This window comes from Herbidospora sp. RD11066 (assembly GCF_054661255.1).
This window is the reverse complement of the sequence record NZ_BAAGDO010000001.1, coordinates 983,643-1,007,161: the sequence shown is the minus strand read 5'-3', so window position 1 is coordinate 1,007,161 and position 23,519 is coordinate 983,643. Positions and strand designations below refer to the sequence as shown.

23 protein-coding genes are annotated in these 23,519 nt (G+C 68.9%); 6 read left to right on the top strand and 17 right to left on the bottom strand.

Annotation, left to right across the window (positions count from 1 at the left end):
- The first annotated feature begins 21 nt into the window (after positions 1-21).
- A complete protein-coding gene (locus tag ACYQ78_RS04660; protein ID WP_459799405.1) occupies positions 22-363 on the top strand; it encodes an ArsR/SmtB family transcription factor in 342 nt (113 codons plus the stop codon).
- Here the strand turns inward: ACYQ78_RS04660 and ACYQ78_RS04655 are convergent.
- On the bottom strand, positions 314-1,390 hold the full coding sequence (locus ACYQ78_RS04655; protein WP_459799404.1) for an NADH:flavin oxidoreductase/NADH oxidase: 1,077 nt from the start codon (positions 1,388-1,390) through the stop codon (positions 314-316). The genes ACYQ78_RS04660 and ACYQ78_RS04655 overlap by 50 nt on opposite strands.
- Positions 1,391-1,472: 82 nt before the next feature.
- Between ACYQ78_RS04655 and ACYQ78_RS04650 the strand changes: the two genes are divergently transcribed.
- Positions 1,473-2,213, top strand: a complete 741-nt coding sequence (locus ACYQ78_RS04650) for a nucleotidyltransferase domain-containing protein (protein ID WP_459799403.1) — start codon at positions 1,473-1,475, stop codon at positions 2,211-2,213.
- On the opposite strand, the gene ACYQ78_RS04645 is transcribed toward ACYQ78_RS04650, so the two are convergent.
- Together ACYQ78_RS04645 and ACYQ78_RS04640 are read right to left on the bottom strand one after the other, a co-directional pair.
- Complete coding sequence (locus ACYQ78_RS04645) at positions 2,182-3,027, bottom strand: hypothetical protein (RefSeq protein WP_459799402.1); 846 nt, start codon at positions 3,025-3,027, stop codon at positions 2,182-2,184. The two genes, ACYQ78_RS04650 and ACYQ78_RS04645, sit on opposite strands and share 32 nt — an antisense overlap.
- Entirely contained in the window at positions 3,028-3,336 is a 309-nt protein-coding gene (locus ACYQ78_RS04640) for a PadR family transcriptional regulator (RefSeq protein ID WP_459799401.1), read from the bottom strand. It abuts the gene before it with no gap.
- An 88-nt stretch (positions 3,337-3,424) separates the two neighbouring features.
- Here ACYQ78_RS04640 and ACYQ78_RS04635 point away from each other — a divergent pair, with 88 nt between their 5' ends.
- A complete protein-coding gene (locus ACYQ78_RS04635) occupies positions 3,425-4,024 on the top strand; it encodes a TetR/AcrR family transcriptional regulator (protein ID WP_459799400.1) in 600 nt (199 codons plus the stop codon).
- A 2-nt stretch (positions 4,025-4,026) separates the two neighbouring features.
- Here the strand turns inward: ACYQ78_RS04635 and ACYQ78_RS04630 are convergent, their stop codons facing one another.
- Entirely contained in the window at positions 4,027-5,982 is a 1,956-nt protein-coding gene (locus ACYQ78_RS04630) for a hypothetical protein (RefSeq protein WP_459799399.1), read from the bottom strand.
- A gap of 255 nt (positions 5,983-6,237) precedes the next feature.
- Here ACYQ78_RS04630 and ACYQ78_RS04625 point away from each other — a divergent pair, with 255 nt between their 5' ends.
- Positions 6,238-6,783 carry an NUDIX hydrolase gene (locus ACYQ78_RS04625; RefSeq protein WP_459799398.1) on the top strand — a complete coding sequence of 182 codons (546 nt, stop codon included), beginning with the start codon at positions 6,238-6,240 and terminating at the stop codon, positions 6,781-6,783.
- Here the strand turns inward: ACYQ78_RS04625 and ACYQ78_RS04620 are convergent.
- From ACYQ78_RS04620 to ACYQ78_RS04600, 5 genes are all read right to left on the bottom strand, one after another.
- On the bottom strand, positions 6,690-7,772 hold the full coding sequence (locus ACYQ78_RS04620) for an acyltransferase family protein (protein ID WP_459799748.1): 1,083 nt from the start codon (positions 7,770-7,772) through the stop codon (positions 6,690-6,692). The two genes, ACYQ78_RS04625 and ACYQ78_RS04620, sit on opposite strands and share 94 nt — an antisense overlap.
- 71 nt (positions 7,773-7,843) lie before the next feature.
- Positions 7,844-8,734 (bottom strand): hypothetical protein, encoded by an 891-nt coding sequence (locus ACYQ78_RS04615; RefSeq protein WP_459799397.1) that lies wholly within the window; start codon positions 8,732-8,734, stop codon positions 7,844-7,846.
- Positions 8,719-10,650: a terpene synthase family protein gene (locus tag ACYQ78_RS04610; protein WP_459799396.1), complete on the bottom strand. Its 1,932-nt coding sequence runs from the start codon at positions 10,648-10,650 to the stop codon at positions 8,719-8,721. Before ACYQ78_RS04610 ends, ACYQ78_RS04615 begins: the two co-directional genes overlap by 16 nt.
- A 2-nt stretch (positions 10,651-10,652) precedes the next feature.
- A complete protein-coding gene (locus ACYQ78_RS04605; protein ID WP_459799395.1) occupies positions 10,653-12,074 on the bottom strand; it encodes a family 2B encapsulin nanocompartment shell protein in 1,422 nt (473 codons plus the stop codon).
- A 144-nt stretch (positions 12,075-12,218) separates the two neighbouring features.
- Positions 12,219-13,082 (bottom strand): ankyrin repeat domain-containing protein, encoded by an 864-nt coding sequence (locus ACYQ78_RS04600; protein WP_459799394.1) that lies wholly within the window; start codon positions 13,080-13,082, stop codon positions 12,219-12,221.
- Positions 13,083-13,168: 86 nt separating this feature from the next.
- On the opposite strand from ACYQ78_RS04600, the gene ACYQ78_RS04595 reads away from it, so the two are divergent.
- Both ACYQ78_RS04595 and ACYQ78_RS04590 read left to right on the top strand, forming a co-directional pair.
- Positions 13,169-13,513: a hypothetical protein gene (locus tag ACYQ78_RS04595; RefSeq protein WP_459799393.1), complete on the top strand. Its 345-nt coding sequence runs from the start codon at positions 13,169-13,171 to the stop codon at positions 13,511-13,513.
- 10 nt (positions 13,514-13,523) lie between these two features.
- Positions 13,524-14,210, top strand: a complete 687-nt coding sequence (locus tag ACYQ78_RS04590; RefSeq protein WP_459799392.1) for a hypothetical protein — start codon at positions 13,524-13,526, stop codon at positions 14,208-14,210.
- A 55-nt stretch (positions 14,211-14,265) separates the two neighbouring features.
- On the opposite strand, the gene ACYQ78_RS04585 is transcribed toward ACYQ78_RS04590, so the two are convergent.
- The 8 genes from ACYQ78_RS04585 to ACYQ78_RS04550 all read right to left on the bottom strand — a co-directional run bounded on the left by ACYQ78_RS04585 (position 14,266) and on the right by ACYQ78_RS04550 (position 23,470).
- Entirely contained in the window at positions 14,266-15,900 is a 1,635-nt protein-coding gene (locus ACYQ78_RS04585; RefSeq protein WP_459799391.1) for a hypothetical protein, read from the bottom strand.
- A complete protein-coding gene (locus ACYQ78_RS04580) occupies positions 15,900-17,366 on the bottom strand; it encodes an FGGY-family carbohydrate kinase (protein ID WP_459799390.1) in 1,467 nt (488 codons plus the stop codon). The genes ACYQ78_RS04585 and ACYQ78_RS04580 overlap by 1 nt, the downstream gene beginning before the upstream one ends.
- Positions 17,363-18,349: a LacI family DNA-binding transcriptional regulator gene (locus ACYQ78_RS04575; protein WP_459799389.1), complete on the bottom strand. Its 987-nt coding sequence runs from the start codon at positions 18,347-18,349 to the stop codon at positions 17,363-17,365. The genes ACYQ78_RS04580 and ACYQ78_RS04575 overlap by 4 nt, the downstream gene beginning before the upstream one ends.
- Complete coding sequence (locus ACYQ78_RS04570; protein WP_459799388.1) at positions 18,331-18,927, bottom strand: hypothetical protein; 597 nt, start codon at positions 18,925-18,927, stop codon at positions 18,331-18,333. Before ACYQ78_RS04570 ends, ACYQ78_RS04575 begins: the two co-directional genes overlap by 19 nt.
- Positions 18,928-19,036: 109 nt before the next feature.
- Positions 19,037-19,882, bottom strand: a complete 846-nt coding sequence (locus tag ACYQ78_RS04565; RefSeq protein ID WP_459799387.1) for a carbohydrate ABC transporter permease — start codon at positions 19,880-19,882, stop codon at positions 19,037-19,039.
- 52 nt (positions 19,883-19,934) lie between these two features.
- Positions 19,935-20,834 (bottom strand): carbohydrate ABC transporter permease, encoded by a 900-nt coding sequence (locus ACYQ78_RS04560; RefSeq protein ID WP_459799386.1) that lies wholly within the window; start codon positions 20,832-20,834, stop codon positions 19,935-19,937.
- Between the two features lie 203 nt (positions 20,835-21,037).
- The gene (locus ACYQ78_RS04555; RefSeq protein WP_459799385.1) at positions 21,038-22,357 is read right to left on the bottom strand and encodes an ABC transporter substrate-binding protein; all 1,320 of its coding nucleotides are present in this window, start codon (positions 22,355-22,357) and stop codon (positions 21,038-21,040) included.
- Positions 22,358-22,489: 132 nt separating this feature from the next.
- Entirely contained in the window at positions 22,490-23,470 is a 981-nt protein-coding gene (locus tag ACYQ78_RS04550) for a LacI family DNA-binding transcriptional regulator (protein WP_459799384.1), read from the bottom strand.
- Between the last annotated feature and the right edge of the window lie 49 nt (positions 23,471-23,519).

Genomic DNA, 23,519 nt, shown 5'->3' with positions numbered 1-23,519 from the left:
TCATCGGATTATCATCGGGGGATGACGCCGAGAGTCCTGGAACACCCACCGGCCGAGGAGATCCGGCTCGAAGAGGTGCTGCACGCGCTGGCCGATCCGGCGCGCCTGGAGATCGTGCGGTTCCTCGCCGCGTCGGGCACGGAGGTGCCCTGCTCGGCCATCGACCTGGCCGTCAGCAAGTCGACGACGACCCACCACTACCGCGTGCTGCGCGAGGCCGGGGTGATCACCCAGGTCTACCGCGGCACCTCGAAGCTCAACGGCCTGCGCCGGGCCGATCTCGACCTGCGGTTCCCCGGTCTGCTCGACAGCGTCATCCGCGCGGTGCGGGAGCCCCGCGGCGATACTGCGCGGGCCAGTTAGCCGAGGCCCTGGCCGGCCAGTAGGGGTCGCGCAGCAGCGCCCGGCCGAGGAACACCGCGTCGGCCTGGCCGGTGGCGACGATCTGCTCGGCCTGCTCGGGCTCGGTGATCAGCCCGACCGCCGCGACCGGCACCCCGGCCTCGGCCCTGACCCGCTGCGCGAGGGGCACCTGGTAGCCGGGCCCGAGCGGAATCTGCTGGGTGACCGCGTTGCCGCCGCTCGACACGTCGATCAGGTCGACGCCGCGCGCCGCCAGTTCGGCGGCGAGCATCACGGTCTGATCGGGCGTCCACGCCGGTTCGCCCTCGGGCAGCCAGTCGGTGGCCGACACCCGGAACAGCAGCGGCAGCTCCTGCGGCCAGACCGCGCGCACGGCGTCGACCACTTCGAGGCCGAAGCGGGCCCGGTTCTCGAAGGTGCCGCCGTAGGAGTCGGTGCGGCGGTTGCTGTGCGGGGAGAGGAACTCGTGGATCAGGTAGCCGTGGGCGCCGTGGATTTCGACCACCCGGAACCCGGCCCGCAGCGCGCGTTCCGCCGAGGTGGCGAACGCCTCGACGAGCTTGCCGATCTCGGCCGGGGTCAGCTCCGCCGGTGTGGGGTGGGCGTCGGAGAACGGGACCGGGCTGGGGCCGACCGGGGTCCAGCCGCCGTCGCCGGGGGCGAGCGCTCCCCCGCCGTTCCAGGGCCGGTCGGTGGACGCCTTGCGCCCGGCGTGCGCGAGCTGGATGGCGGGGACCGCGCCCTGGGCGGCGACGAAACGGGTGATCCGCTCCCAGGCCTCCTCCTGCCGGTCGGTCCACAGGCCCGTGTCGGCCGGGCTGATGCGGCCCTCGGCGGAGACGGCGGTCGCCTCGGCCATCACCAGCCCGGCTCCGCCGACGGCGCGGGCGGCCAGGTGGGCGAAGTGCCAGTCGTGGGGGGCGCCGATGTCCGGCCCGTCGACCGCGGCCGAGTATTGGCACATCGGTGACATCCAGACCCGGTTGGGGAAGGTCAGCGACCGCAACGTCAGGGGCTCGAACAGCATGGTTTCCTCATTCCATCTAGTTCGAGACTCATCGTACTACGACGATCGTCGTCCTTCCACGAGCCGGGCCATGCTTGCCTCCATGACCGGATGGACCCGACATTCCACCCCCGAATTCGCCGCCATCGCGGAGGAGCACTCGATCCTGCGCTGCGAGATCGGCTCCCGCCTCCACGGGACCTCGCTCGGCGACACGAGCGACCGCGACGAGCTGGGCATCTGCGTCGAACCGCCCGAATACGTGATCGGGCTGCGGACCTTCGAGCAGTACATCCACCGGTCGGTGCCCGAAGGAGAGAAGTCGCGGCCGGGCGACCTCGACCTGACCGTCTACGGCCTGCGCAAATGGATGCGCCTCGCCCTCGACGGCAACCCGACCGTACTGCTGGCCCTGTTCGCGCCCGACGCCCGGGTGACCGAACTCGGGGCGGAGCTGCTGGCCGAGGGGCCTTCGTTCCTGCTGTCGCGGCGGGCCGGCGACCGGTTCATCGGCTATCTGCGGGCGCAGCGGCAGCGCAGCCAGAGCCCGAAGTCGGCCGGGCACATGGTCCGGCTCGGCCTCCAGGGCGCCGAACTGCTGGAGACCGGCCGGATCACGCTGCCGATGCCGCAGCGGGACGTGATCATCGCCATCCGCACCGGGGAGATCGACCGCGAGGAGGCGCTCGCGATGGCTTTCGAACTGGAGCGGCGGCTGGCCGAGCTCATTCCGGACAGCGTGCTGCCCGAGCATCCGGACGAGGCTCGGGCAGACGCGTGGCTCGTGGATGCGTACACCCGGAGCTGGGCCTCTAGCGGCGCTCGCGCCGCACTTTCCAGGTGACGTCGAGCGCGAAGACCAGCAGGAGTCCGGCCAGGACGGGCCACATGAGTTCGTCGGCCCGGATCTCGGTGAAGACGCGGCCGGTGGTCACGACCCAGGTCAGCACCACCGCGAACACCAGGTCGAGCACGATGGCGATCCGCCGGGTGACCGTGGTCCAGCGACCGGCGGTGATGACGGCGGCGTACAGGACCAGAGAAGAGATCATCAGCGCCAGGACGGCGGTCGCCCTCAGCCCGAGGAACTCCGGGTGGTAGGTGAGCCAAGGGAAGACGTGCCCCGGGTTGACCAGGGCGACCGTGCCGCAGACGAAGAAGACGAGGGCGGCGACGTTGCCCGTGCGGTTGATCTCATCGGCCTCGGGCTGGCGCGGCCTCCACCGCGCGGTCTGCGGCCAGCGCCTTCTCGTGTACGACGCCAGCGCGAACATAGTGATCAGCAGGCCCGGCCACCACAGCGACGGGATCGCGACGCCCAGCCACCAGTCGGCGATCGCCGGGTTCGGCGTCGGGTTGGCGGCGACGTCGAGCGCGCCCAGCACCCAGATGACAGCGAGCCCGATCGCCGACCAGAGCAGGAACGACCGCGAGTCGGCCGGGTCGAGCACCACCAGCGGGGGCCGGTAGCGGGCCGCCGCCTCCGCCGGGCGGCCGAAGGCGTCGACGACCCGGCGGGCGTCGGCCGTCTCGGTGCGCTCCCCCAGTTCGTCGAGCAGGATGGTGCGCAGTTCGGCGGCCACGTCGGCGCGCTGGCCGCGCGGCAGGCGCTTCGCGACGTCGGCGACATAGGTGTCGATGAGTTCGTTGGCGTTCATCTACGCCCCTTCGAGAAGCTTGTCCATGGTGACGGTGAGGTCCCGCCAGGAGCGGGCCAGCCGGCCGAGCTGCTCCCGGCCGTCGTCGCTGAGGGTGTAGTAGCGGCGGGGTGAGCCGCCGTCGGTGCGCCACTCGCTGATCAGCGCGCCCTGGGTCTCCAGCCGCCGCAGCAGCGGATAGAGGGTGCCCTCTTCGATCGCCATGCCCTGCTCGGCCAGCGCCTGGCGCAGTTCGTAGCCGTAGCGGAAGCCGCCGAGCTGGGAGAGGACCGCCAGCACGATCACGCCTCGCCTGAGTTCGAGTTCCATGATGCTCCACACAGTACTGTGCGTCACACAGTACAACAAGACCGTTTTCCGGAATCATGATCATCCGGAGTTGTACGCTGGGCCGGATATGTCCCACCTGATCAGGAGCGCGATGGTCACCGACGTACCGGGCCAGCCGGATCTGCTCCGCAAGGACCAGCGGGAACGCCGGGCGCGCATCGTCAGGACCGCCCTGCGCGGCCTGTCCGCGGGCGACTACGACAAGATCAAGGTCTCCGACGTCGCCAGGGACGCCGAGGTCGCGCTCGGCACGCTCTACCGCTACTTCACCTCGAAGGAACACCTGTTCGCGGCCGTCTTCACCGAGTGGCAGGACGGCCTCAGGCGCAAACTCGACCGCCTCCCCCGGCCCGACGGGACCGAGGGCGACCGCTTACGGTCGGTCGTGCACCACACGATCCGCGCGTTCCAGATGCAGCCGCAGTTCTACCGGCTGATGATCGTCCTGCAGACCACCCCCGACCCCAGGGCCGCCGAGATCTACACCTCCCTCGACGCCCTGTTCACCGACGTCATGCGCACGGCCGCGCCCGAGGCGGACGAGGCCGTCGTCTCGACGCTGCGGGCGGTCGCCGACCAGGGACTCCGCGGCTGGATCATGGGCCGCCTGCCGATCCAGGCCGTCTACGACGCGGTCGACGACACGCTCCGGCTGATCTACCGCTAGCGCTATTTCTTCTTCTTGACCCGCGAACGCTTGGTCGGATCGGTGCGCCCGTTTCCCCCGCTGATCTTGCGCTTGCCGAACCGCGCCGACTTCGTCTCCTTCTCCTCCATCTCGTCGTCGGCGTCCACCGGGTAGGCGACACCGACCAGGGTGGGCAGCTTGGCGCCGCTCAGCCGGGAGGACCGGCGCGGCGTGGTGTCGGCGCTCTGCGCGTTGTTGCGGTTGGTGGCGACGAATTCGTCGTCGCTCGAATCGTTCTGTTCCTGCTCGCTGGCCGAGGACTCCGGCTCCGGCTCCTTCCGCTTCGGGAGCGGCTTCTTCTCCACCGGCCTCTTGACGATCTTCTTCGGCTGCGCGGCCTTCTTGACCGGCGTCTTCACCTCCTCCTCTTCCGAGGAGGATTCGTCGTCCCCGTAGTAGTTCTTCCAGAGGGAGAGCTTGACCGTGCTCTCGTCCTCGCTGGAGTCGTAGCCGGACTCCAGCTGGCCCTTGTCGGTGTAGGAGACGATCTCCGTGATGATCGCCGCCCGGCCGTCGGCGGTCTTCATCGACTCCAGGAGGAACTCGTCGTTCGGAGTGCGGTCCTTCGCCTTCGCCGGGATCTGCAGGAAGGCACGCAGCAGCGACGGCTTGGACAGGCTGGCGGGCGCCGGCCAGCCCGCGCCGTAGGTCTTGGCGTGGGTGCCCGACGGCGCCAGGTTGATGTCCTTGGCGCGGAGCGCCTGGATCATGAGCCAGCACTTGAAGCAGCACAGCTTGGAGATGCCGATCGCGATCCTGGCATCGGCGACCCGCCGGGAGAGCCGGGCCCGTCTCCCATCGTCGATCTTGTCCTGCAGGGCCACCTCGCGCTTGTCGAGGTCGTCGTCGTCGGACCACCCCGCCTGGTCGCCGAGGGACTTGGCGCGCTGGCGCAGCATCACGTCACCGGCCTGCGTCTCCGCGTGGATCTTCTTCCCGCGCGCCGCCTCGTGGGTCATCACCCGCAGGTCGTCCCACTCCTTCTCCAGGGAGGCCAGGTAGTTGAGCGTCTTGCGGAGCCGCCGCTCGCCCCGGCGCAGCACATCGGCGGGCAGCCCGTCCTTCTGCACGACCCGGACCTCCAGCTTCTGGCCGACCATCTCGTCGAACATGGCGCTGATCTCCTTGGAGGCCCTGCGCTGCCCCGCCATCGCCGCGTCGAAGAGCCGCTTGAAGTCGGGGCCGAGCCGCGCGTCGGCCGAGTTGGCGAACAGCCGGATCTCGTTCTCCAGCATCGTCACCACGGCCACGCACTCGCGGCTGGCCTTCAGATTGGCCAGCACCCAGGCCAGCCGGTCGAGCGACCGCTGTTCGGCGGTGTCGACCCTGACCCCCGAGACCAGGCCGTCTTTGATCTGCCGCAGCCGCGTGGCGGTGGCCGCCCTGATCCTGTCCTTCTGGACGGTGCGCGCGACCACGGGCTCGTCGGTCGCCGGGTCGCCGAACAGGGCGAGACCGCCCTCCCGGGCCAGCTCCAGGTCGTACGCGTCGAGGTCCTCGCCGAGGGCGCCGAAGAACTCCTCGATCTGGCCGCGGACGGCCTCGTCGGCGTCCATGAGGTGGCTGACGACCGTCCCGGCCAGGATCTTCTCCGCCGAGGCGGTGTTCGGGGCGAAGCCCATCAGGCGGGCGACGGCCTTCCAGACGGCGGTGGGGTCGTCCTGGTGGGGCACGTCCTCCAGCGCCTTGAGGAGTTCGCCGGGGGTGGTGGCCCTGCCGACGCCGTGGACCTCGCGCAACCAGGCCTGGTAGCCCTTCTCGCTGTTGAGGTCGTCGACACCCCACTGATCCTTCAACGACCGGGCGAGTTCGTCGTCCTCGTTGATCCGCTCGGCGAAGGTCTCGAAGCCCTCGGTCCTGGCCAGGTCGAGTAACGGAAGGGGTTCTTCGAACTCCTCGTCCTCGTCGTTCGTCGTATTCCTGGTCGTCTTGATCATGCGCGGCGCTCCCGTCGGATGTCGGCGTCTACTTCGTGCGCCTGCGGCTTACCGAATCACCCCCGCCCGTGCACGTCGAGGCCGTTCCGAAAGGGAGATGGGCCGAAATCGGCCCTCCGCCAATTGACCCGTGACCGATAAACGTCCTGCATTGATCGTGATTTTCGTCAAGACGGCCGCCCGGCGGGATTTCCTGCCATGATTGCCGGTGTCGCCGCCGAAACGGTCCGGAATCCGAGGGGTACGGCACGCCTTATGCGTCACGAATACTGCCTGAACTGCGATGCCGAGACCGTCGAGTGGATCACCGAGGCCGGCCGCACCCGCTGCCGCTGCGCCACCTGCGGCGAGGTCGCCGACCGCTGCCTCGTGGTCGACTCCGCGCTCCGCCTGTGGCACGAGACGGCGGGGGTCTTCGTCCGCGACCCGTCGGGCCGGTTCCTGTTCTTCAACCGCATCGCCTTCCCCTACGCCCTGACGGTCCCGGCCGGACACGTCGAGCGGGGCGAGGAACCCGCAGCGAGCGCGGCCCGGGAACTCCAGGAGGAGACGGGCCTGCGCGCCCTGTCCCTGACACCGATCGCCACCGAACCGATCGACGGCGACCTGTGCCGCCGGGGCGCCGACGGCCACGTCTGGCACACCTACCTGACGACCGTGGGCACCGAACCCCCGGTCGCCCTCGACGAGGACGAGGGCGACGTCTATCAGTGGCTGACCCTCGACGAGGCCCTCGAAGCACCGTTGACCTTCGCGACCCGGTTCCTGGTCGAACGCCACCGGTCGCGGCTCACGGCCTGAGGCAGGTCGCTCAGCCAGGCCGGGAGCACCCTGTCGATCAGCAGGCAGGCGGCGACCAGGGCGGCGGTCACCAGGGCCGGGTAGAGCGCGGCCACGATCAGCGGGGCCTCGCCCAGCAGGCCGGACACTCCCGTGTGCAGCAGGGCCAGCAGCGGCATGTGGATCACGTAGATCGGGAGGGTGCGCCGGCCCAGCCAGGCCAGGCCGTCGCCGATCAGGGCGATCCGGCCGAGGAGCGGGGCGGCCGAGAGGCCGAAGACCAGGGCCAACAGGGAGACCAGGGTCCAGACGGTCGGGATCCGCTGGGCCGACAGCAGGAGCATGGCGGCGAGGGCGGTTCCGTACACGAGGGCGATGAGGCCGGTGCGGCGCCACGTCGTGGTCTCCGCGAGGCGCTCGGCGCGGGGGCGCAGGTGCAGGCCCAGCAGGAAGAAGACGAAGTTCTGGAGGAGTGAGCCGCGGTTGCCGGGGGTGTCGAGGACGCCGGCGGCTGTCACGACCGCGAGCAGGGCGGCGGCGCCCAGGAGGATCGGCACGGGGACACGCTTGAGCAGTTTGGCCGCGGCGAAATAGAGGGCCAGGGCGTACAGGTACCAGAGGTTCGGCGGCGTGACGAAGAACTGCTCGGCGAATTCACCGGCGCTTCCGGCGCTCAGGGTGTCGAAATCCGGGGTGAACCAGAGGACGGCGGTGTGGATGAGCATCCAGGCCAGGTAGAGGTACAGGAATTTGGCCACCCTTGACCGGATGACCTGTCCCCACGGCTTCCGGTACGCGCTCAACGCGAACATTCCGGAGATCGCGAAGAACAGCGGCATCCGTAATGTCATCAGGGCGTCGCCGAAGATTCCCCAGAGCGCCGGGAACGGGCCGGCCGACGTCCATTCGATCGTCAGATAGCTCTTGTTCACCGTGTGCCACAGCACCACCAGCAGAATGCAGACGCCTTTGGCCACATCGGCCCACACGGCCCGCTGCCTGGTTTCCATCTCCGTCACGTCCTTTCACGCCGGGATGCAAACTCTCCGCGGGAAAGGACGTGACGACGGTGGCGGAATACTCAGTGCGTCAAAGTACGCGTCACCTGCACGCCGTCGAGCGCGCAGACGGCGTTGGGAATCAGGACGGCGACCGCGTAGTACTCGCTGACCAGGTAACTCGTGACCGCCTGCCGGTCGGTGCCGAGTTCTCTGACGACCGGCGTCTCCGACGGCCGCAGGCCCACGACGCCCTGCCGCTTCTCCCCCGGGCGGACGACGAGGATGCTCGTCGTGTGGTCGGCGGCGATGGGCAGTTTGTCGCACGGCAGGAACGGGAGGCCGCGCCAGCCGAGCACCCTTCTGCCCTCGAACTCGACCTCGTCGGGCTGGACGCCGAACCTGCTGCACTCACGGCTGAACGCGGCGATCGCGCGCGGGTGGCCGAGGAGGTAGCGGGGTGAGGTCTGCTTGCAGATGAGGTCGTCCAGGTCGAGCGGGGTCGGCGCGCCGTCGCGGGTGGTGATGCGGTGGCGGTCGGGCGGCGCCTGGAGGAGTTCGCGGGCGATGTCGAGCTCTTTGCGCTCGGCCAGGGCGTCGAGGGTGAGCCGGAGCTGCTGGTCGTACTGGTCGTGCGGGTGGTTGTAGAGGTCGCCCACCCGGCGGTGGACGCGCATGATCGTCTGTGCGGCGGCCAGTTCGTATTCGCGCGGGGGGTGCCCGTATTCCACGTACATGCCGGGAATTTCGGGCTCTCCCACGTGGCCGGCCGCGACGACCACTCCCGGCTGGGAGCTGCCCCGGCGGGCGATCGTGCGGCGCAGCGTGCTGGTTCTCCGGTAGGCGCCGCCGGGGAGTTCCTTCCACTCAAGGAGGTGGAGCAGCCATCGCGGAGTGGTCGACGCCGTCTGTGGTTCGGTCTTGGTCGTCGTCGCCAGAGTGCGGGCCGCGCCCGTGGTCAGGCTGGTCGCCATGCGTGTGCTCCTCTCGTGCCCAGGCCCGACATGCCCAGCCGGGTACGTTCGCCGAGATCGCCGCCCAGCCAGGTGCGCAGCGCCTCCGCGTAGTCCTCGGGAGCGTCGGCGGCGAGGCGGTCGAACTGGGCGCGGCGGGCGGTGAGCAGGTCACCGACCACGTCGGCGGCCAGTTGCAGGTCGCATTCGAGCAGCCGTTGCAGGGCCAGCACACCATTGCTGACCTCGGTGGGCAGCGCGATTCTCTCCTTGTACGTGACCAGATCGCGCCGGGCCGTCGCGATGTCGGCGAAACACTCCTCCAGCGCGGTCCGTTCGGCCGGAGGGAACCCCAGGCCGTACAGGACCAGATCGACCATCAGCCCGGCGTGCTCGGCGCGGCGGGTCTGGAGATGGTCGACCGGGTCGGGCACCCGGCCGCGGGCGCTGTTGCCCAGCTCCCACTCGCGGGTCTCCAGCAGCTGCTCGAAGTGGGCCGCGTCGAGCGGGGCCCTCCCCCACAGGTCGGCCAGGCCGCGTTCGACGGCGTTGACCGGCCGGTGCCCCGTCTCGGTGAGGAACAGGGGCAGCCTGCGCAGGAACGCCCTCCCCCCGGCCACGTCCCCGCGCGCCTTGAACAGCCGGTCGACGGTGGTGTCGACGGCGGCGAGGAGGACGTACCACTGCGAGAGAACCTCGAGCCGATCACGGGATACGCCGTTGTGCGCCGTGACCGCCCACGACACCGCCTGCGGCGAATAGGGCAGGCCCATGCGCCGTGCCCAGTCGGCCGCGGCGGTCCGGGTCCCACCGGCGAAGGGGCTTCTCGCCGGCTTCTCCTCGGGCGGCAGGGTGAACGACGCGCGGCGGTCGACCGGGCGGTGGCTCCCCCACAGCCGGGCCGCCGAGGTGCCGAGACCGGTCGGATACCGCCACACCGGCACCTTCGGGTCGGCGCCCCTGGTCGCCTCGTTCATGTACCGCGACGAGCGCAGATGCCACTCGTGCGACCCCGCGTTGGCGTCCTGCAGCGACCGGGCGACATTCAGCACGGCCACGCGTTCCGCGGGCGTCAGCGGCAGATCCGGCAGCTCGGTCAGCAGCGTGCTCTCGAACTGCAGCAGCCTGGACGTGAGCAGGTCGTTGGTCGCGTCCGCGGCCTCCTGCGGGGTCATCCCGAGGAACTCGCGCAGCACGAGGACGAAGTTGTTGAGCTCGCCCTCGTGCTCGGTCTCCCGCTGGTAGGAGAAGACGTCGTTGAGCAGCACCTGCGCGTCGGTGAACGTGTCCCGCATGACCTGCACCGGCCGCGACGCCCACACGTGATCAGGAAGCGGGGTGCCGTTGACGAGCTCGATCAGGTCGGCCACCCACCGACCGGCCCCCGCGCCACGACGGCGCTCCAGGTAGTCGATGGGGTTCGGTACGCGCCCGGCGGCCAGGTTGCCGAGCTCCCAGAAGGCGTCGTCCATCTGCGCGAACGTGTTGTCGCCGAACCGCCGCCGCCACTCCTCGGTGGTGCCCGGCACGGTCCGCGCCCACAGCTCCGCCAGCGTCGCCTGGACGGGATCGGCCGCCTCCGGCACCGGCCGCGCCAGGTCGGCGGGCATGAACGCGCGCACCTCGGCCAGCCACGCCGCCGCCCCCGCGACGTCACCGGACGACTTGTAGTGCCGCAGGAACCAGTCGTCGAAGTAGAACCCCCAGAAGTACCAGTCGGTCAGCAGGTCGAGCCGAGCCGGGGTGGCGTCCGGGAAGCAGTAGGCGGCGAACAGCGCCAGGTCGATGGAGTCGGCGGTGGCCGCGTCCCACGTGCCCTCGTCGATCAGGCCGTGCCGGGCGGCCCAGGCGCGGTTGTGCGCCCGCGCCTCCTCGACGTGCGGGTTCAGCCGGGGCGGCCAGGGCCGGTAGAAGTCGGGCAGCTCGAAGGGCCGCATGCTCAGTCCCGGTGGCCGAGCTCGACGTTCTCCAGCACACCGAGCGCGTCGGGCACCAGCACGGCCGCGCTGTAGTACGCGCTGACGAGGTAGGAGATGATCGCCTGCTCGTTGACGCCCATGAAGCGGACGTTGAGGCCGGGCTCGTACTCGTCCGGCAGCCCGGTCTGGTGCAGCCCCACGACCCCCTGGTTGTCCTCGCCGGTCCGCATGAGGATCATGGACGAGATCCCGGTGTCACTGATCGGCAGCTTGTTGCACGTGAGGATCGGCACCCCGCGCCAGGCCGGAACCTCGCGCCCCAGCATGTTGACCGTGCTGGGGTAGAGCCCCAGCTTGGAGCACTCGCGCCCGAACGCGGCGATGGCGTGCGGGTGCGCCAGGAAGACCGTGGGTTCCTTCCAGACGACGGCGAGCAGGTCGTCGAGGTCGTCCGGCGTGGGCGGCCCGGAGCGGGTCGAGATCCGGTGACCGTGGTCGGCGTTGTGCAGCAGGCCGAAGTCACGGTTGTTGATGATCTCGTGCTCCTGCCGCTCCCGCAGCGCCTCGACGGTCAGGCGGAGCTGCTGCTCGACCTGGTTCATCGGCTCGTTGTACAGATCGGCCACCCGGGAGTGGACCCGCAGGACGGTCTGGGCGACGGAGAGTTCGTACTCGCGCGGGTGGGTCTCGTAGGCGACATAGGTGTGCGGAAGGGTCGGCTCGCCCTGGTGCCCCGAGGACAGCTCGATGGCGGCCTCACCGTCGGCGTCGGTGTGGGGGGCCTCGGCGTGCAGGCGGGCGTCCAGATGACTCCTGAGCCCGGCCGCCCGGTCGGCGACCTCGGCGAACGCCTCCTTGGTCAGCGACAGCAGGACGCAGGGGGTGACGGCGCGGAACCCGAACTCCCAGACGCCGTGCTCGTCGATGAGCGCCTGCTCACCGAAATAGGCGCCGTCGGAGAGGACACCGAGGCTGACCGGGTGACCGTACTTGCCCGCGCCGAGCCGGTCGACCTTGCCGTGGGCCAGGATGTGGAACCGGTCCACTTCCTGCTCGGGGGCGACGATCATCGCTCCGGCGGCGTACTCGGTCTGGACGAACCGGTCCGCGAGGGCGGCCAGGACCTCCGTGTCGGCGTAGCCCTTCAGCAGCGGCAACTCACCGAGCTCCTGGGGGATGACCTGGACTCGGGCGCCCGTCTTGATGCACTGGATGCGGCCGTCGCCGATGGTGTAGCTCAGGCGGCGGTTGACCCGGTAGGTACCGCCCGCGACCTCGACCCAGGGGAGGATCTTCAGGAGCCAGCGGGACGAGATGCCCTGCATCTGCGGGACCGACTTGGTGGTCGTCGCGAGGTTGCGTGCCGCGGCGGTGCCGAGGCTGGAGGCGTGCTCGGCTGCGGCTGCGGCGGCGGTGAGGTCGGCGTTGATCTCGGTGGTCATCGGACGCCCTTCACGAGGGAGGGGCCTGCCCCCTCCGACGTGGATCACGTTGACGAAACCCGGTGGTGAGTCCGGGCGACATGGCCAACCCTTTGCCACCGGCGGTGGCACGGTTTGCGCGGCCTCCGAAGAGTCGTACTTCGATCAGGGTTTTTGCGGGATGACGAGCCTTTTGCGGGCCTCGAACAGCCACGCCTCGTCGACCTCTACCCCGGTGACCAGCGAGCCCAGGGCCAGACAGCTCGCGAGTCCCCGCCTGTGAGTCGAGTGGTCGTAGAAGCGGCAGAGCCACTCCTCTTCCGAGGTGTCGTCGCCGGGTTCCTGCAGCGACTGGAAGATCCTCTCCATGGCGCCATCCCGCCAGATCTCGATGTAACTGTCCACGATCATGTTTGTGGCGGTGCTCACGACCGGGCCGTGGGAACTCAGCGGGCCCCAGAGGTGCGAGCTGCCCGGGTCGAAGCTGATGGCGCTGTAGACGGCGACCCCCTCTGCCCCTGGCGGACGGCCCAGCCAGAGCTCGCCACCCGGGTTGGTGGTGGCCTGCTCCTGGTAGTCGTTTCTGCCGACGACCGGGCAGTCCGCCGGGTCCAGGCCGAGTCGCCGGATGGCGGAGTCCTCGTCAAGGCCGGCGATGAAGGCAAAGCCGTCCATTTCGCCGCAGTAGGTGTTCCACTGGGCGTAGCGGTCGATGAGCGCGTCGGCCTCCGCCTGGCGGCGGGCCTGGTCGGGGGACTGCTCCGGGCAACCGGGGAGCTTGCGGAACAGGTCACCGAGGGGGCCCGTGAGGGCTATCGCTCCGGCTGACCTGCCGCCCAGGACGGGGCGCCACGGGTCGGCGCCCGCTTTCAGCAGGGCTTCGGCGACGTCGCGGTGGCCGCGGCAGACGGCGGTCCAGAGGGGGGTTTCGTCGAGGTCGAGCGATTCGACGTCGGCTCCGGCCGCGACGAGGGAGGCGATGTCCCGCGCGTTGCCGTCGTAGGCGGCCCGGTGTAAGTGTGCGTCCACCCGGAAGATCCAATCACGGGAAAGCTCTGGACGAATGTAGACGAGTACCGGACCTATACAGTCTTTTACTGCATAGGATGCCTGCCATGGCACCCATCGATGAGCAGGCTTCCGCTCTGGAGCCCGGCCGTTGCGCTGACTGCACGGGCGTGCGGAACGACACCGCCGGAATCAGAGACGATCTCGGCATCCTCCGGACCGGTCAGGTGGAGATCGAGCGGAACGTGGACACGATTCGCCTCACCGTGCGCGTTCTCCGCCAGACCGATCTGCCGGTCATCCGTGGCGGAATGGACATCGTCCGGGACCACCTCACCCACCTGCGGGCCGGTCAGACCGAGATTCGGGAGCTGCTGGCCGACATCGTCCGCCGCCTCGATGCGCGGAGCACCCATGGACAGGCACACACCTCGACGGAAGGCGGTCACTAGTATGAGCGGCATGTCCGAGCGCCCTATCGACGAGCGCATGATCTGGGCGGAGCTGAACATCCCCGACATCCGCGACGACCTGGGCGTGATCCGCGACAGCGTCAAAGAGACCCGCTTCAACGTCAGGCGGGTCCGCGAAGACGTCCAAGCACTGGATGAACGCGTCGTCACCCTGCAGGGCGACGTGACCGTCATGAAGATCGACATCGGCGACATCAAAACCGATGTCGTGAACATGTGCCTGGGCCAAGTCCGCATCGAGAACACCCTCAACGCGATGAGGGGCGACGTCGACGGTTTGCGCGGCGACGTCGACACGATGCGGGGTGATATCGACACGATGCGGGGCGATATCACCACCATGCGGAGCGACGTCGATGCCATGCGCGGGGACATCACCACCATGCGGAGCGACGTCGATGCCATGCGGGGGGACATCGACACCATGCGCGGCGATATCGACACGCTCAAGGTCGGACAGAAGGCCATGCGTGCCGACATCAACGTCATGCGCAGTGACATCGACTCCATGCGTGGCGACATCAACACCCTGCGAAGTGACGTCGACGAACTCAAGGCCGGACAGACCGCCATGCGCGCCGACATCAACGATCTCAAAGCCGGTCAGGACAAGCTGCAGGCCGGGCAGACAGAGATCCGGGACATGCTCGCCGCGTTCTTGCAGCGCAACCCCTAGTAAGACGCGAGCGGCAGGCCTTGGCCGAAATGCGGTCAGGGCCCACCGCTCAGCGCTAGCCCAGGTTCGCGTCTCCGCAGATGTGCACCTGCACTCCGAGCTCCTTGAACAGCGCCGCCTTCGCCACCAGCGCCTTGTCCGCCGTCTCCGCGTCAGGCGCATAAGCCACATTCAGATGGTTGGCCTTGTGCCGGGCCATGAACTGATCACGGCTCACCCCGTGAAACACCGCGTGCATGATCGGCCACGCCGGCGTCGTCGCCAGCGACCGCCGCTCGGTCTCCTCGCCAGGCAGGGACACCGCCGACGCCCGCCCCAGGTCAACGTGCAGGGCACCACCCTGCAGAAACACCCGGCTCCACACGATCTCCCCAGGCTTACAGACACCCTTGATCGTCGACCCGCCCAGCGGGAAGTACACGGGATCCTGCCGCCACCCGACCGCCTCCGCGTACCCGCCCTCGAAGTGTGACGGCGGAACCGAGCCCGAGATCTCGAAGACCCACACGAACTCCCCGTCGTACTCCTCCCCCCACCGCACATCGTGCAGCGTCGTCGCGGGGTCGAGGCCCATCGCCGTCCAGATCCGGTTGGTGATCAGGGCATCGACGGCGACGCCCTCGTCGGCCTCGTTGAAGTGCGGAAGCGGAACGCCCTCCCAGAGAACGCGGGAACCATCCCGGGAGGTGACCGGCGGGCGGGAGGCGTTGTTCAGGAGGCCTTCGGCCAGGTCGGAGGCCGGGGACAGGTCCTTGAGGCCCTGCTGGTACTGGATGCCGACGGCGTCCAGACCGTAGTCGTCGCTGATGCGCAGCGCGGCGATGTACATCTTGTACTGCCACCTGAGCTGCGCCTCCGTCAGCTCCGTCGCCTCGTCGGTGCCCAGCTTGAAGGTCATCCCCTGCGCGAGCAGCCAGGCGCCGACGGTGTCGGCCTCTTCGTCGGGTGTACGCAGCATCTCGGCCCACAACGCGCTCTGCGACAGGCGTTCCTTGTAGATGCCGATCGGGTTCAGCAGCTCATCGTCGATGATCGCGTTGTACATCCCCATGCAGCCCTCGTCGAAGACGCCGATGATCGCCTTGTCCGCGAGGAGCTGCCCGGCCAGGGCCACGCCCAGGTCGCGCTCCGCGCTGACCGCAAGTTCGGGCAGGTCGTGGACGTGTGACGCATCGTGCGGGATCGTCCCGGTCTCGACCCAGCTGCGGATGCCCGCTTTGAACCAGTCGTCCTTGAAGTCGACGCTCCAGATCGTCGAGTACTCCACGCCCATCTTCGTCATGCCGGAGTTCAGTCCGAGCAGGCCGACCAGGCCGGGCCAGGTCCCCTCGAAGTTGGCGACCGTCAGGATCGGGCCCCGGTGGGTGCGGAGTCCGGCCAGGACATGGTGGCTGTACTGCCAGACGGCTTCGGCCACGATCAGCGGCGCGTCGGGCGGGATGGTCTTGAAGACCTCCAGGCCCATGCGCTGGCTGGAGATGAAACCGTGCCCTGTTTCTGATGAAACTCCATTGGCTCGGACGACCGTCCAGCCGAGGTCGGCGAAGGCGGCGGTCACGTCGGCTTCCATCTGGACCTGGGTGGGCCAGCCCGCCAGGTTGGCCGACAGGCGCAGGTCGCCGCTGGCGATCAGGTAGGCGGTGTTCGGTGGGGCGGACGGGCGTTCGGTGGCAGGGGGGAAGGTGTACATCAGGGTGCTCCTCCGGAGGAAAGGCGGCGTTCGCGGGCCGCGAGGGCGTGGGACACCTCGCGGGTCGCGGGATACAGGTCGCGGTAGAGGGTGTAGAGCTCGTCGTAGGCCGGGTCCGTCACGGGGGTGACGGTGGCGGCGGGTGGGTTCCAGTCGGTGATGGCGGCGCCGGTCGTCGCGCGGGCGGCCAGGTAGGCGGCGCCGTAGGAGGCGCCGATGGTGACGGTGGGGATGATCTGGGGCAGGCCGGTGATGTCGCTGACGATCCGCGTCCACAACCCGCCGCGCACGCCGCCGCCGACCGCGATCACCCGTGAAACCTCGGCGCCTGCGGCTCGCAGGGCTTCGACGTTGTGCCGCACGCCCAAGGCCGTCGCTTCGAGGGCTGCCCGGTAGAGGTCGCCGCGGGTGTGGCCGAGGGTCAGGCCCGCGATGACTCCCCGGGCGTCAGGATCTTGGATGGGGGTGCGCTCGCCCGCGAAATACGGCAGCATCAGCAGCCCGTGGGCGCCCGGACCTGCGGTTTCGGCCTCGGCGAGCAGGGTCTCGTAGTCGGCGCCGGTCAGGTCGCGCAGCCATGTGGTGATGGCGCCCGAGGTCGCCATCCCTCCGGCCAGGTTGTGGGATCCGGCGTAGGCGCCGACCGTTCCCCACATCGTCGGTGTACGTAGTGGGCCGCCCACCGTCGCGATGAGGAACATCGTGGTGCCGTACATCAGCATGAGGTCGCCGGGGTTGCAGGCGTCCACGCTGACGGCTTCGGTCCAGGCGTCGATCGAGCCGGTGATGACGGGGGTTCCGGCGGAAATGCCCGCCAGATTCGATTTCACCGAACCGGCGATCTCGTCGGACCAGCGCAGGTGCGGGAGTTCCAGGCCGGGGGCGACCTGGGGTGCCCAGGTGGGGTCCCAGCCGGTGCCGTCGTACATGGGGGTGCACTGGCTGGCCGAGTGGTGGTCGAGGGCGTATGCGCCGGTCAGGCGGTAGAGGAGCCACGACGCGGGCATGAACAGGCGCCGGGTGCGGGCCCAGACGTCCGGTTCATGCGTGGCGACCCAGCGCAGCTTCGGGCCGACGGCCTGCGACGACAGCACCGAGCCGCAGCGGGCCAGGATGGTTTCAGGGCCGCCGAGTTCCTCGTTCAGGGCGATGATCTCTTCGGACGCGCGGGTGTCGACGCCGTACAGGATCGCCGGGCGCAGGGGGGTGCCGTCGTCGTCGGTGAGGAGGGCGCAGGGGCCCATGCCGCTCACGCCGACGGCGGTGATCTCCCGCCCGGACGTCAGCTCCTCGGCCAGGGAGACGAATTCGGCCCACCAGATCTCGCCGTCCATCTCCACGTGTCCGGGATGGGGGCGGGCGACCCTGTGTTCTCGTACGGACGAGGAAAGGACCGTTCCCGAGCCGTCGACCAGGACTCCCTTGGTCGACGAGGTGCCGATGTCGACACCGAAGAACAACGTCACAGCCGCTCCCGGGTGTTGGTGTCGCGCAGGATGACCGTGCGCGCGGGGCCGTCGTCGCCGGCGATGCGGGTGAGCAGCAGGGCCGCCGCCGCCTCGCCGAGGTTGCGGGCGGGCAGGTCGACGACCCGCACGCCCTGCCGTTCGAACGACGCATAAGGAAGGTCACCGAATACGGCCAGGCCGAATCGGGGCGGGGTCAGGCCGCGTTCGTGCAGGACGTCGAGGGCTCCGGCCGCCATCAGGTTGTTGGCGACCACCACGGCGTCGGGCGGTTCGTGCAGTTCCAGCAGGTCGCGCATGGCGGCGCGGCCTCCGTCGACGCGGTAGTCGGCGTAGCGCAGCAGCCGGTCACCGGGCACGCCGCGCCTGGCTCCCGCCGCCCGCCACCCCTCCATCCGTGACACCGCCGTCTCGACCGTGCGCGGGCCGGTGATGCACGCGACGCGGGAGAAACCGGCCGCGAACAGCGCGGAGGCTGCGGTGAAACCGCCCGCGCGGTTGTCGACGGTGACCGCGTCCACGTCGGGACGGTTCAGGCTGCGGTCGACGGCGACCACCGGCACGCCGTGGGCGATGAGTTTCCCCACGTCACTGGCGCCGTCGGCGGGCGCGATCAGCACTCCGGCCATGTGCTCGGCCAGCGCGATGTCCATGTACGTCTGCTCGCGCTCCGGATCGTCGTCGGTGTTGCACAGGACGACCGAATAGCCGCCGGTGCGGGCCCGGTTCTCCACGCCACGCGCCAGCGCGGTGAAGAACGGGTTCTCCACGTCGGGGATGATCAGGGCGATGACCTCGGAATACCTGCCGCGCAGGCGGCGGGCGGTACGGCTGGGGGTGAAGTTCAGCTCGGCCATGGACGCCCTGACCCTGCGTTCGGTCTCGGCCGAGACCCGGGCCCCGTTGATGACCCGGCTGACGGTGGCCGCCGACACCCCGGCATGGGCGGCCACCTGGTAGATCGTCATCTTCGGGCCGGCCATGTCCTGCTCTGGAGGGTGTCGATCTCGTGCAGCAGCCCGATCGTCTGCGTGGCCGTCACGACCAGCAGCAACGGCACGACGACCACCGCGAGGACCCCGGTGGACGCGGCCGCGGCGAACCCGCCGAGCCAGTGGAGCGCGACGATCGTGAGCGCCCAGAGCGGCTTGAAAGCGACCAGAATGGCGCCGCCCCTGATCGCCTTCAGGCCGGGCTTGTCGCGAAGGGTGCCGTAGGCGAGGGCGTACGGAAGCACGATCATCGCCAGCGCGCCCGCGACCACCGTGACGCCGGTCAGCACCACGCACCCCGCGACGAACAGCCCGAGGACCGGATCGAATCTCCGCAGCTCAGCCAGCCGCGGACCCTCACCCCGCGCGACCAGTGCGCAGAACCGGGCGACGGAGGTGAGGGCCAGCGACGGCGGAAGGGTGGCCAGCGCGATCATCCACGAGGGCGCGTGGATCATCCACGAAACGATCAGCGGCACCAACGCGGCGAGAAAGAACAACCCGGCGACGACCGCCCGAGGCAGCTCCCGCCAGAACAGCAGCAGCGCGGGTTTCAGAAACGTGGTCATCAGAGCTTCCACCCCCGCCCGACCGTGCGGACCTCCGGCGCTGTCAGAACATCGACCGCATGAAGGCGAATCCCCTGCGATCCACGCACGGATCTCGTGAACGCGGCCATCAGAGTTTCAGTCCGCTCGAGGCGATCGACTGGACGATGTAGCGCTGGGCCGCGATGAAAACGATCAATACGGGCACGATGGCCATCGCGATCCCGGCGGCGATGGTGCCGAGGGACCCGGTGGAGAAGCGTCCGGCCAGGAGGACCAGGCCGACGGGCAGGGTCTGCTTCTCCGTGTCGGAGATCATCACCAGCGGGAGCAGCAGGTCGTTCCACCAGTACGTGAAACAGAGGATGCCCAGGGTGGCGATCGACGGGCCCGACAGCGGCAGGATGATGCGCGCGAACGTGTGGAAACGGGAGGCGCCGTCGATCTTGGCGGCCTCTTCCAGCTCGTACGGGAGCGCCATGAAGTGCTGTCTGAGGAGGAAGATCCCGAACGCGGAGAAGATGCCCGGGAAGATGAGCGCCCACAGCGAGTTGGTCATCCCGATCTTCGACATGACGAGGAACAGCGGCACGATCGTCACCTGGATCGGGATCATCAGCGACCCGATCACCACGGCGAACAGCACGCCCTTGCCCCGGAACCGCAGCCGCGCGAACGCGTAGGCGGCGGTCGAACAGGTGATGAGCTGGGCGATCGTCACGGTTCCCGACACGATCACCGAGTTCAGGAAGAACCGGAAGTACGGCACCTGTTCGGTCACCTTGCCGAAGTTGTCCAGCGTCAGGTTGTCCGCGTGGAACGTCGGCGGCAGGCGGTAGAGCTCGGCGTCGGACCCCGAGAAGGCGCCGCGGAAGATCCACAGGAACGGCGCGGTGATGGCGACCGCCGCGACCACGAGGATCACGAAGGTCAGGATCCGCGCGGCGACGTGGCCGGGTGTCACTCGGGTGTTCATAGTCCTCCTTTCGCGGGGGCGGATGCGGATGAGGCGGAGAGACCGGGCGGGGTCACTGGTAGTGGGTCCATCTGCGGGAGAACCAGAACTGGATGGCGGTCAGCACGACCAGGACCAGCGCGAACGTGATGCCGATCGCGGAGGCGTAGCCGAGGTCGAAGTCGCCGAAGGCGCGGTCGTAGAGGTATTCGACGATCGTGCGGCTGGAGTCGCCCGGGCCGCCCTGGGTGAGGACCCGGGGTTCGGCGAAGATCTGGAAGGAGTTGATGGTGTTGATCACGACGAGGAAGAAGATGGTCGGCGAGAGCAGCGGGAACGTGATGCGCCAGAAGCGGGTCCAGGCGCCGGCGCCGTCGACGATCGCTGCCTCGCGCAGCTGCTTCGGGATCGATTGCAGACCGGCGATGTAGACGAGGATCGAGAACCCGATCGTCTTCCACGAGTTGACCATGATCACCGACAGCGGCGCCCACGTGGAGCTGCCGAGCCAGTCGATCCGGTCGAGGCCGGTCAGGCCGAGCACGTAGTTGACCAGGCCGAGGTCCTTGTTGAGCAGGAACCGCCAGATCAGCGCCACGGCCGAGGCCGACACGACGAACGGGAACAGGAACGACAGCCGGAAGAACGCCCGCAGCCAGCGCGGCATCCTGGTCTCCAGCAGCACCGCGAGCAGCAGCCCGAGCACGACGTTCACGGCCAGGATCACCAGCGCCATGTACGTCGTCGAGCCGTAGACCCCGAGCAGCCGCTCGTCGGTGAACAGCCGCCGGAAATTGTCCAGCCCGGCGAAGGTGCCGTCGCTGAGCAGGTTCCAGTCGAAGAAGCTGAGAATCAGCACCCCGATGGTCGGCGCCAGCACGAACACGAGAAACGTGAGGATCGACGGGGTCAGAAAGGCCAGCGCCGCAGCCCCGTCTCCCCGGGTCCTGACCTGCGCGTGTTTGGTACTCACCGGCCAGCCTCACCTGGAGTGCGGGAGGGCCTCGCGGTAGCGGCGGCCGTGCCTGTGGGACGGGTGGGCGGGTGGTTCGCGGTGGTCGCGCGACCCGTCCCGGCGAGTGAACCGGGGCGGGTCGGCGCGTGGGTGTTGGTGGTCAAAGTGGTCCGCCTTGAGGAGGGGAACCGGGTCCGGGTTCAGGGGCCGGACCCGGTCGCTCAGCAGGTGACGATGCCCGTGAGTTCGCCCTGCAGGGCCGTCAGGCCGTCGGCGACGGGGGTCTCCCCGGCGAAGATCTGCTGCAGGTGGCGCAGGACGGTCGATTCGAACGTGCTGTACTTGGCCGGGGCCGGGTAGGGCACGAGCGTCGGGTAGTTGTCGATGCTGTCGTAGTAGAGCTTGCTGTTGGCGGGGGGCACGCCGACCTCGGAGATCGTGTTGGCCACCGAACGCCGGGACGGGATCGAGTCGCCGGGCTTGTCGGGGGTGCCGACGTAGCCCTTCTCGATCTCGTCGCTGACCGTGAACTTCTGGTATTCCCAGGCCAGGTCGGGGTTCTGCGACGACTTCAGGATCGGATATCCGGCGCCGCCGAAGACCGTCTTGTACGTGTCGCCCTTCGGGTAGAGCTGGATGTCGAAGCTCTTGAACCCGGCGGGCAGGAAGGTGGCGATCGGCCACCGGCCCGCGCCGAACATGGCGATCTGGCCGTTCTGGAAGCGGGTGAAGACGTCGCTCATCGGCATCGGGGCCGGGGCCACGCCTTCTTTGATCAGGTCGTTGAGGAACGTCACGGCCTTGTTGACCTGCGGTGAGTCGGCGGTGGCCTGGCACACGTCGTCGGTGACCAGGTTGCCGCCGGCGTTGGCGACCCACGGCATGATGCCGGGGAAGATCTCGTTGCTGGCCCAGGTGAAGCCGTATTGGTCGTTGGTGCCGTCGCCGTTGGTGTCGACGCTCAGCTTCTTGGCGGTCGCCTTGAAGTCGTCCCAGGTCCAGTCGGCCTTGGGCGGTTCGACGCCGGCCTTCTTGAAGACGTCGGTGTTGTAGTAGACGACCATGTCGTTCCAGCCGTAGCTCAGCGTGACGACGTCGCCCTTGACGGTGAAACCGTCGATGAGTCCCTTGGCGATGTCGTCGGTGATGGCCTTGGCCCCGGCGTCCTTCTCCAGGTATTCGTTGATCGGTTTCACGAGATTGTTGCTGTGGACGAACTGGGCGCCCTCACCGGAGATCACCATGAGGTCGGGCTTCTTGCCCGAGGCGATCAGCGTGGCGACGTTCGCGTAGTAGGTGCCCCAGTTCTCCCCGGTGACGGGGGTGAGGGTGACCTTGGTGTCGGGGTGGGCCTTCGTGAAGGCGTCCGCGGTGGCCTTGTTGCCGCTCTCAGCGGCGGGGCCGTAGTTCCAGTAGACGATTTCCAGGGCTTTTGCACCGGTCGACGTCGTTTCCGAGTCGCTTCCGCAACCCGCAAGAGCCGTCGCCGCGAAGGCGGCGGTCGCGCAGGCCAGCGCGACCTTGCGGCGGGGGATGTTCATAGGCCTGCGTCCTTTTCCAAGCGGCAGGTGTGGCGTGGGCCACATGAAAGTGCAAGAAATCGATTTCGTCAAGCACTCCCCGGAACGTACCTCATGGAGCCCCTGATCAGGCAAGTAACGGGATGGTATCGATTACAGGCTTAACGGCGGCCGGGCGATCTCGGCCCGCAGCACGACCGTGCGCAGCGGCTGGGTGTCCCCGCCGATGCGTTCCAGCAGCATGGACGCCGCGGTTCTGCCCAGGTGACGGGCCGGAAGCCGGACCTGCACGACGCTCGACGGCGGCGGCAGCAGGTAGGGCAGTTCGCCCAGGACGGCGACGCCGAAGTCTTCGGGGTCGATGCCGTTCTCGTGGAGCGCCTGGAGGGCGCCGATGGCCATCAGGTTGTTGGTGGTGACCACGGCGTCGGGCGGCTGGACCAGCCCGAGCAGGGCGTTCATGGCGGCCCGGCCGCCGTCGACGCGGAAGTCGGCGTGCTGGAGGAAGCCGTCGCGGACCAGCGTCTTGCGGGCGGTGACGACCTGCTTCCAGCCGAGGTAACGATCTTCGGTCTCCTCGATCCCGGCCGGGCCCGCTATGCAGGCGATGCGCCGGAAACCGGCCTCCACCAGGGCCGTTGTCGCCGCGATGCCGGCCGCGCGGTTGTCGATCTTCACGGCGTCGACCGGGTAGGGCGTGGTGCGGTCGACGGCCACGACCGGCCTGCCGAGGGAGGCGATGGCGCCCAGGTCGACCTCGTCGGAGGCGGGCGAGAGGATCACGCCGGCCATGTGCTCGGAGGCGGCGATCTGCAGGTAGCGCAGCTCTTTGGCCGGGTCGTCGTCGGTGTTGCAGAGCACGACGGAGAACCCCGACTCCTGGGCGCGGTCTTCGACGCCGCGGGCCAGAGCGGTGAAGAACGGGTTCTCGATGTCGGGCACGAGCAGGCAGATGACCTCGGAACTCTGCTTGCGCAACCGCCGGGCGGTCTTGTTGGGGGTGAAACCCAGCTTCTGGGCGGCGTCGCGGACGAGGCGCTGTTTCTCCTCGGAGACGGTGTTTCCGTTGAAAACCCGGGAAACCGTCGCGGGAGAGACCCCGGCGAGCGCCGCAACCTCGTAAATCGTCGCCATAGCGCCACACCATACCCGCGCTTGACACCCCTGATGAGCTCGTCTAGCG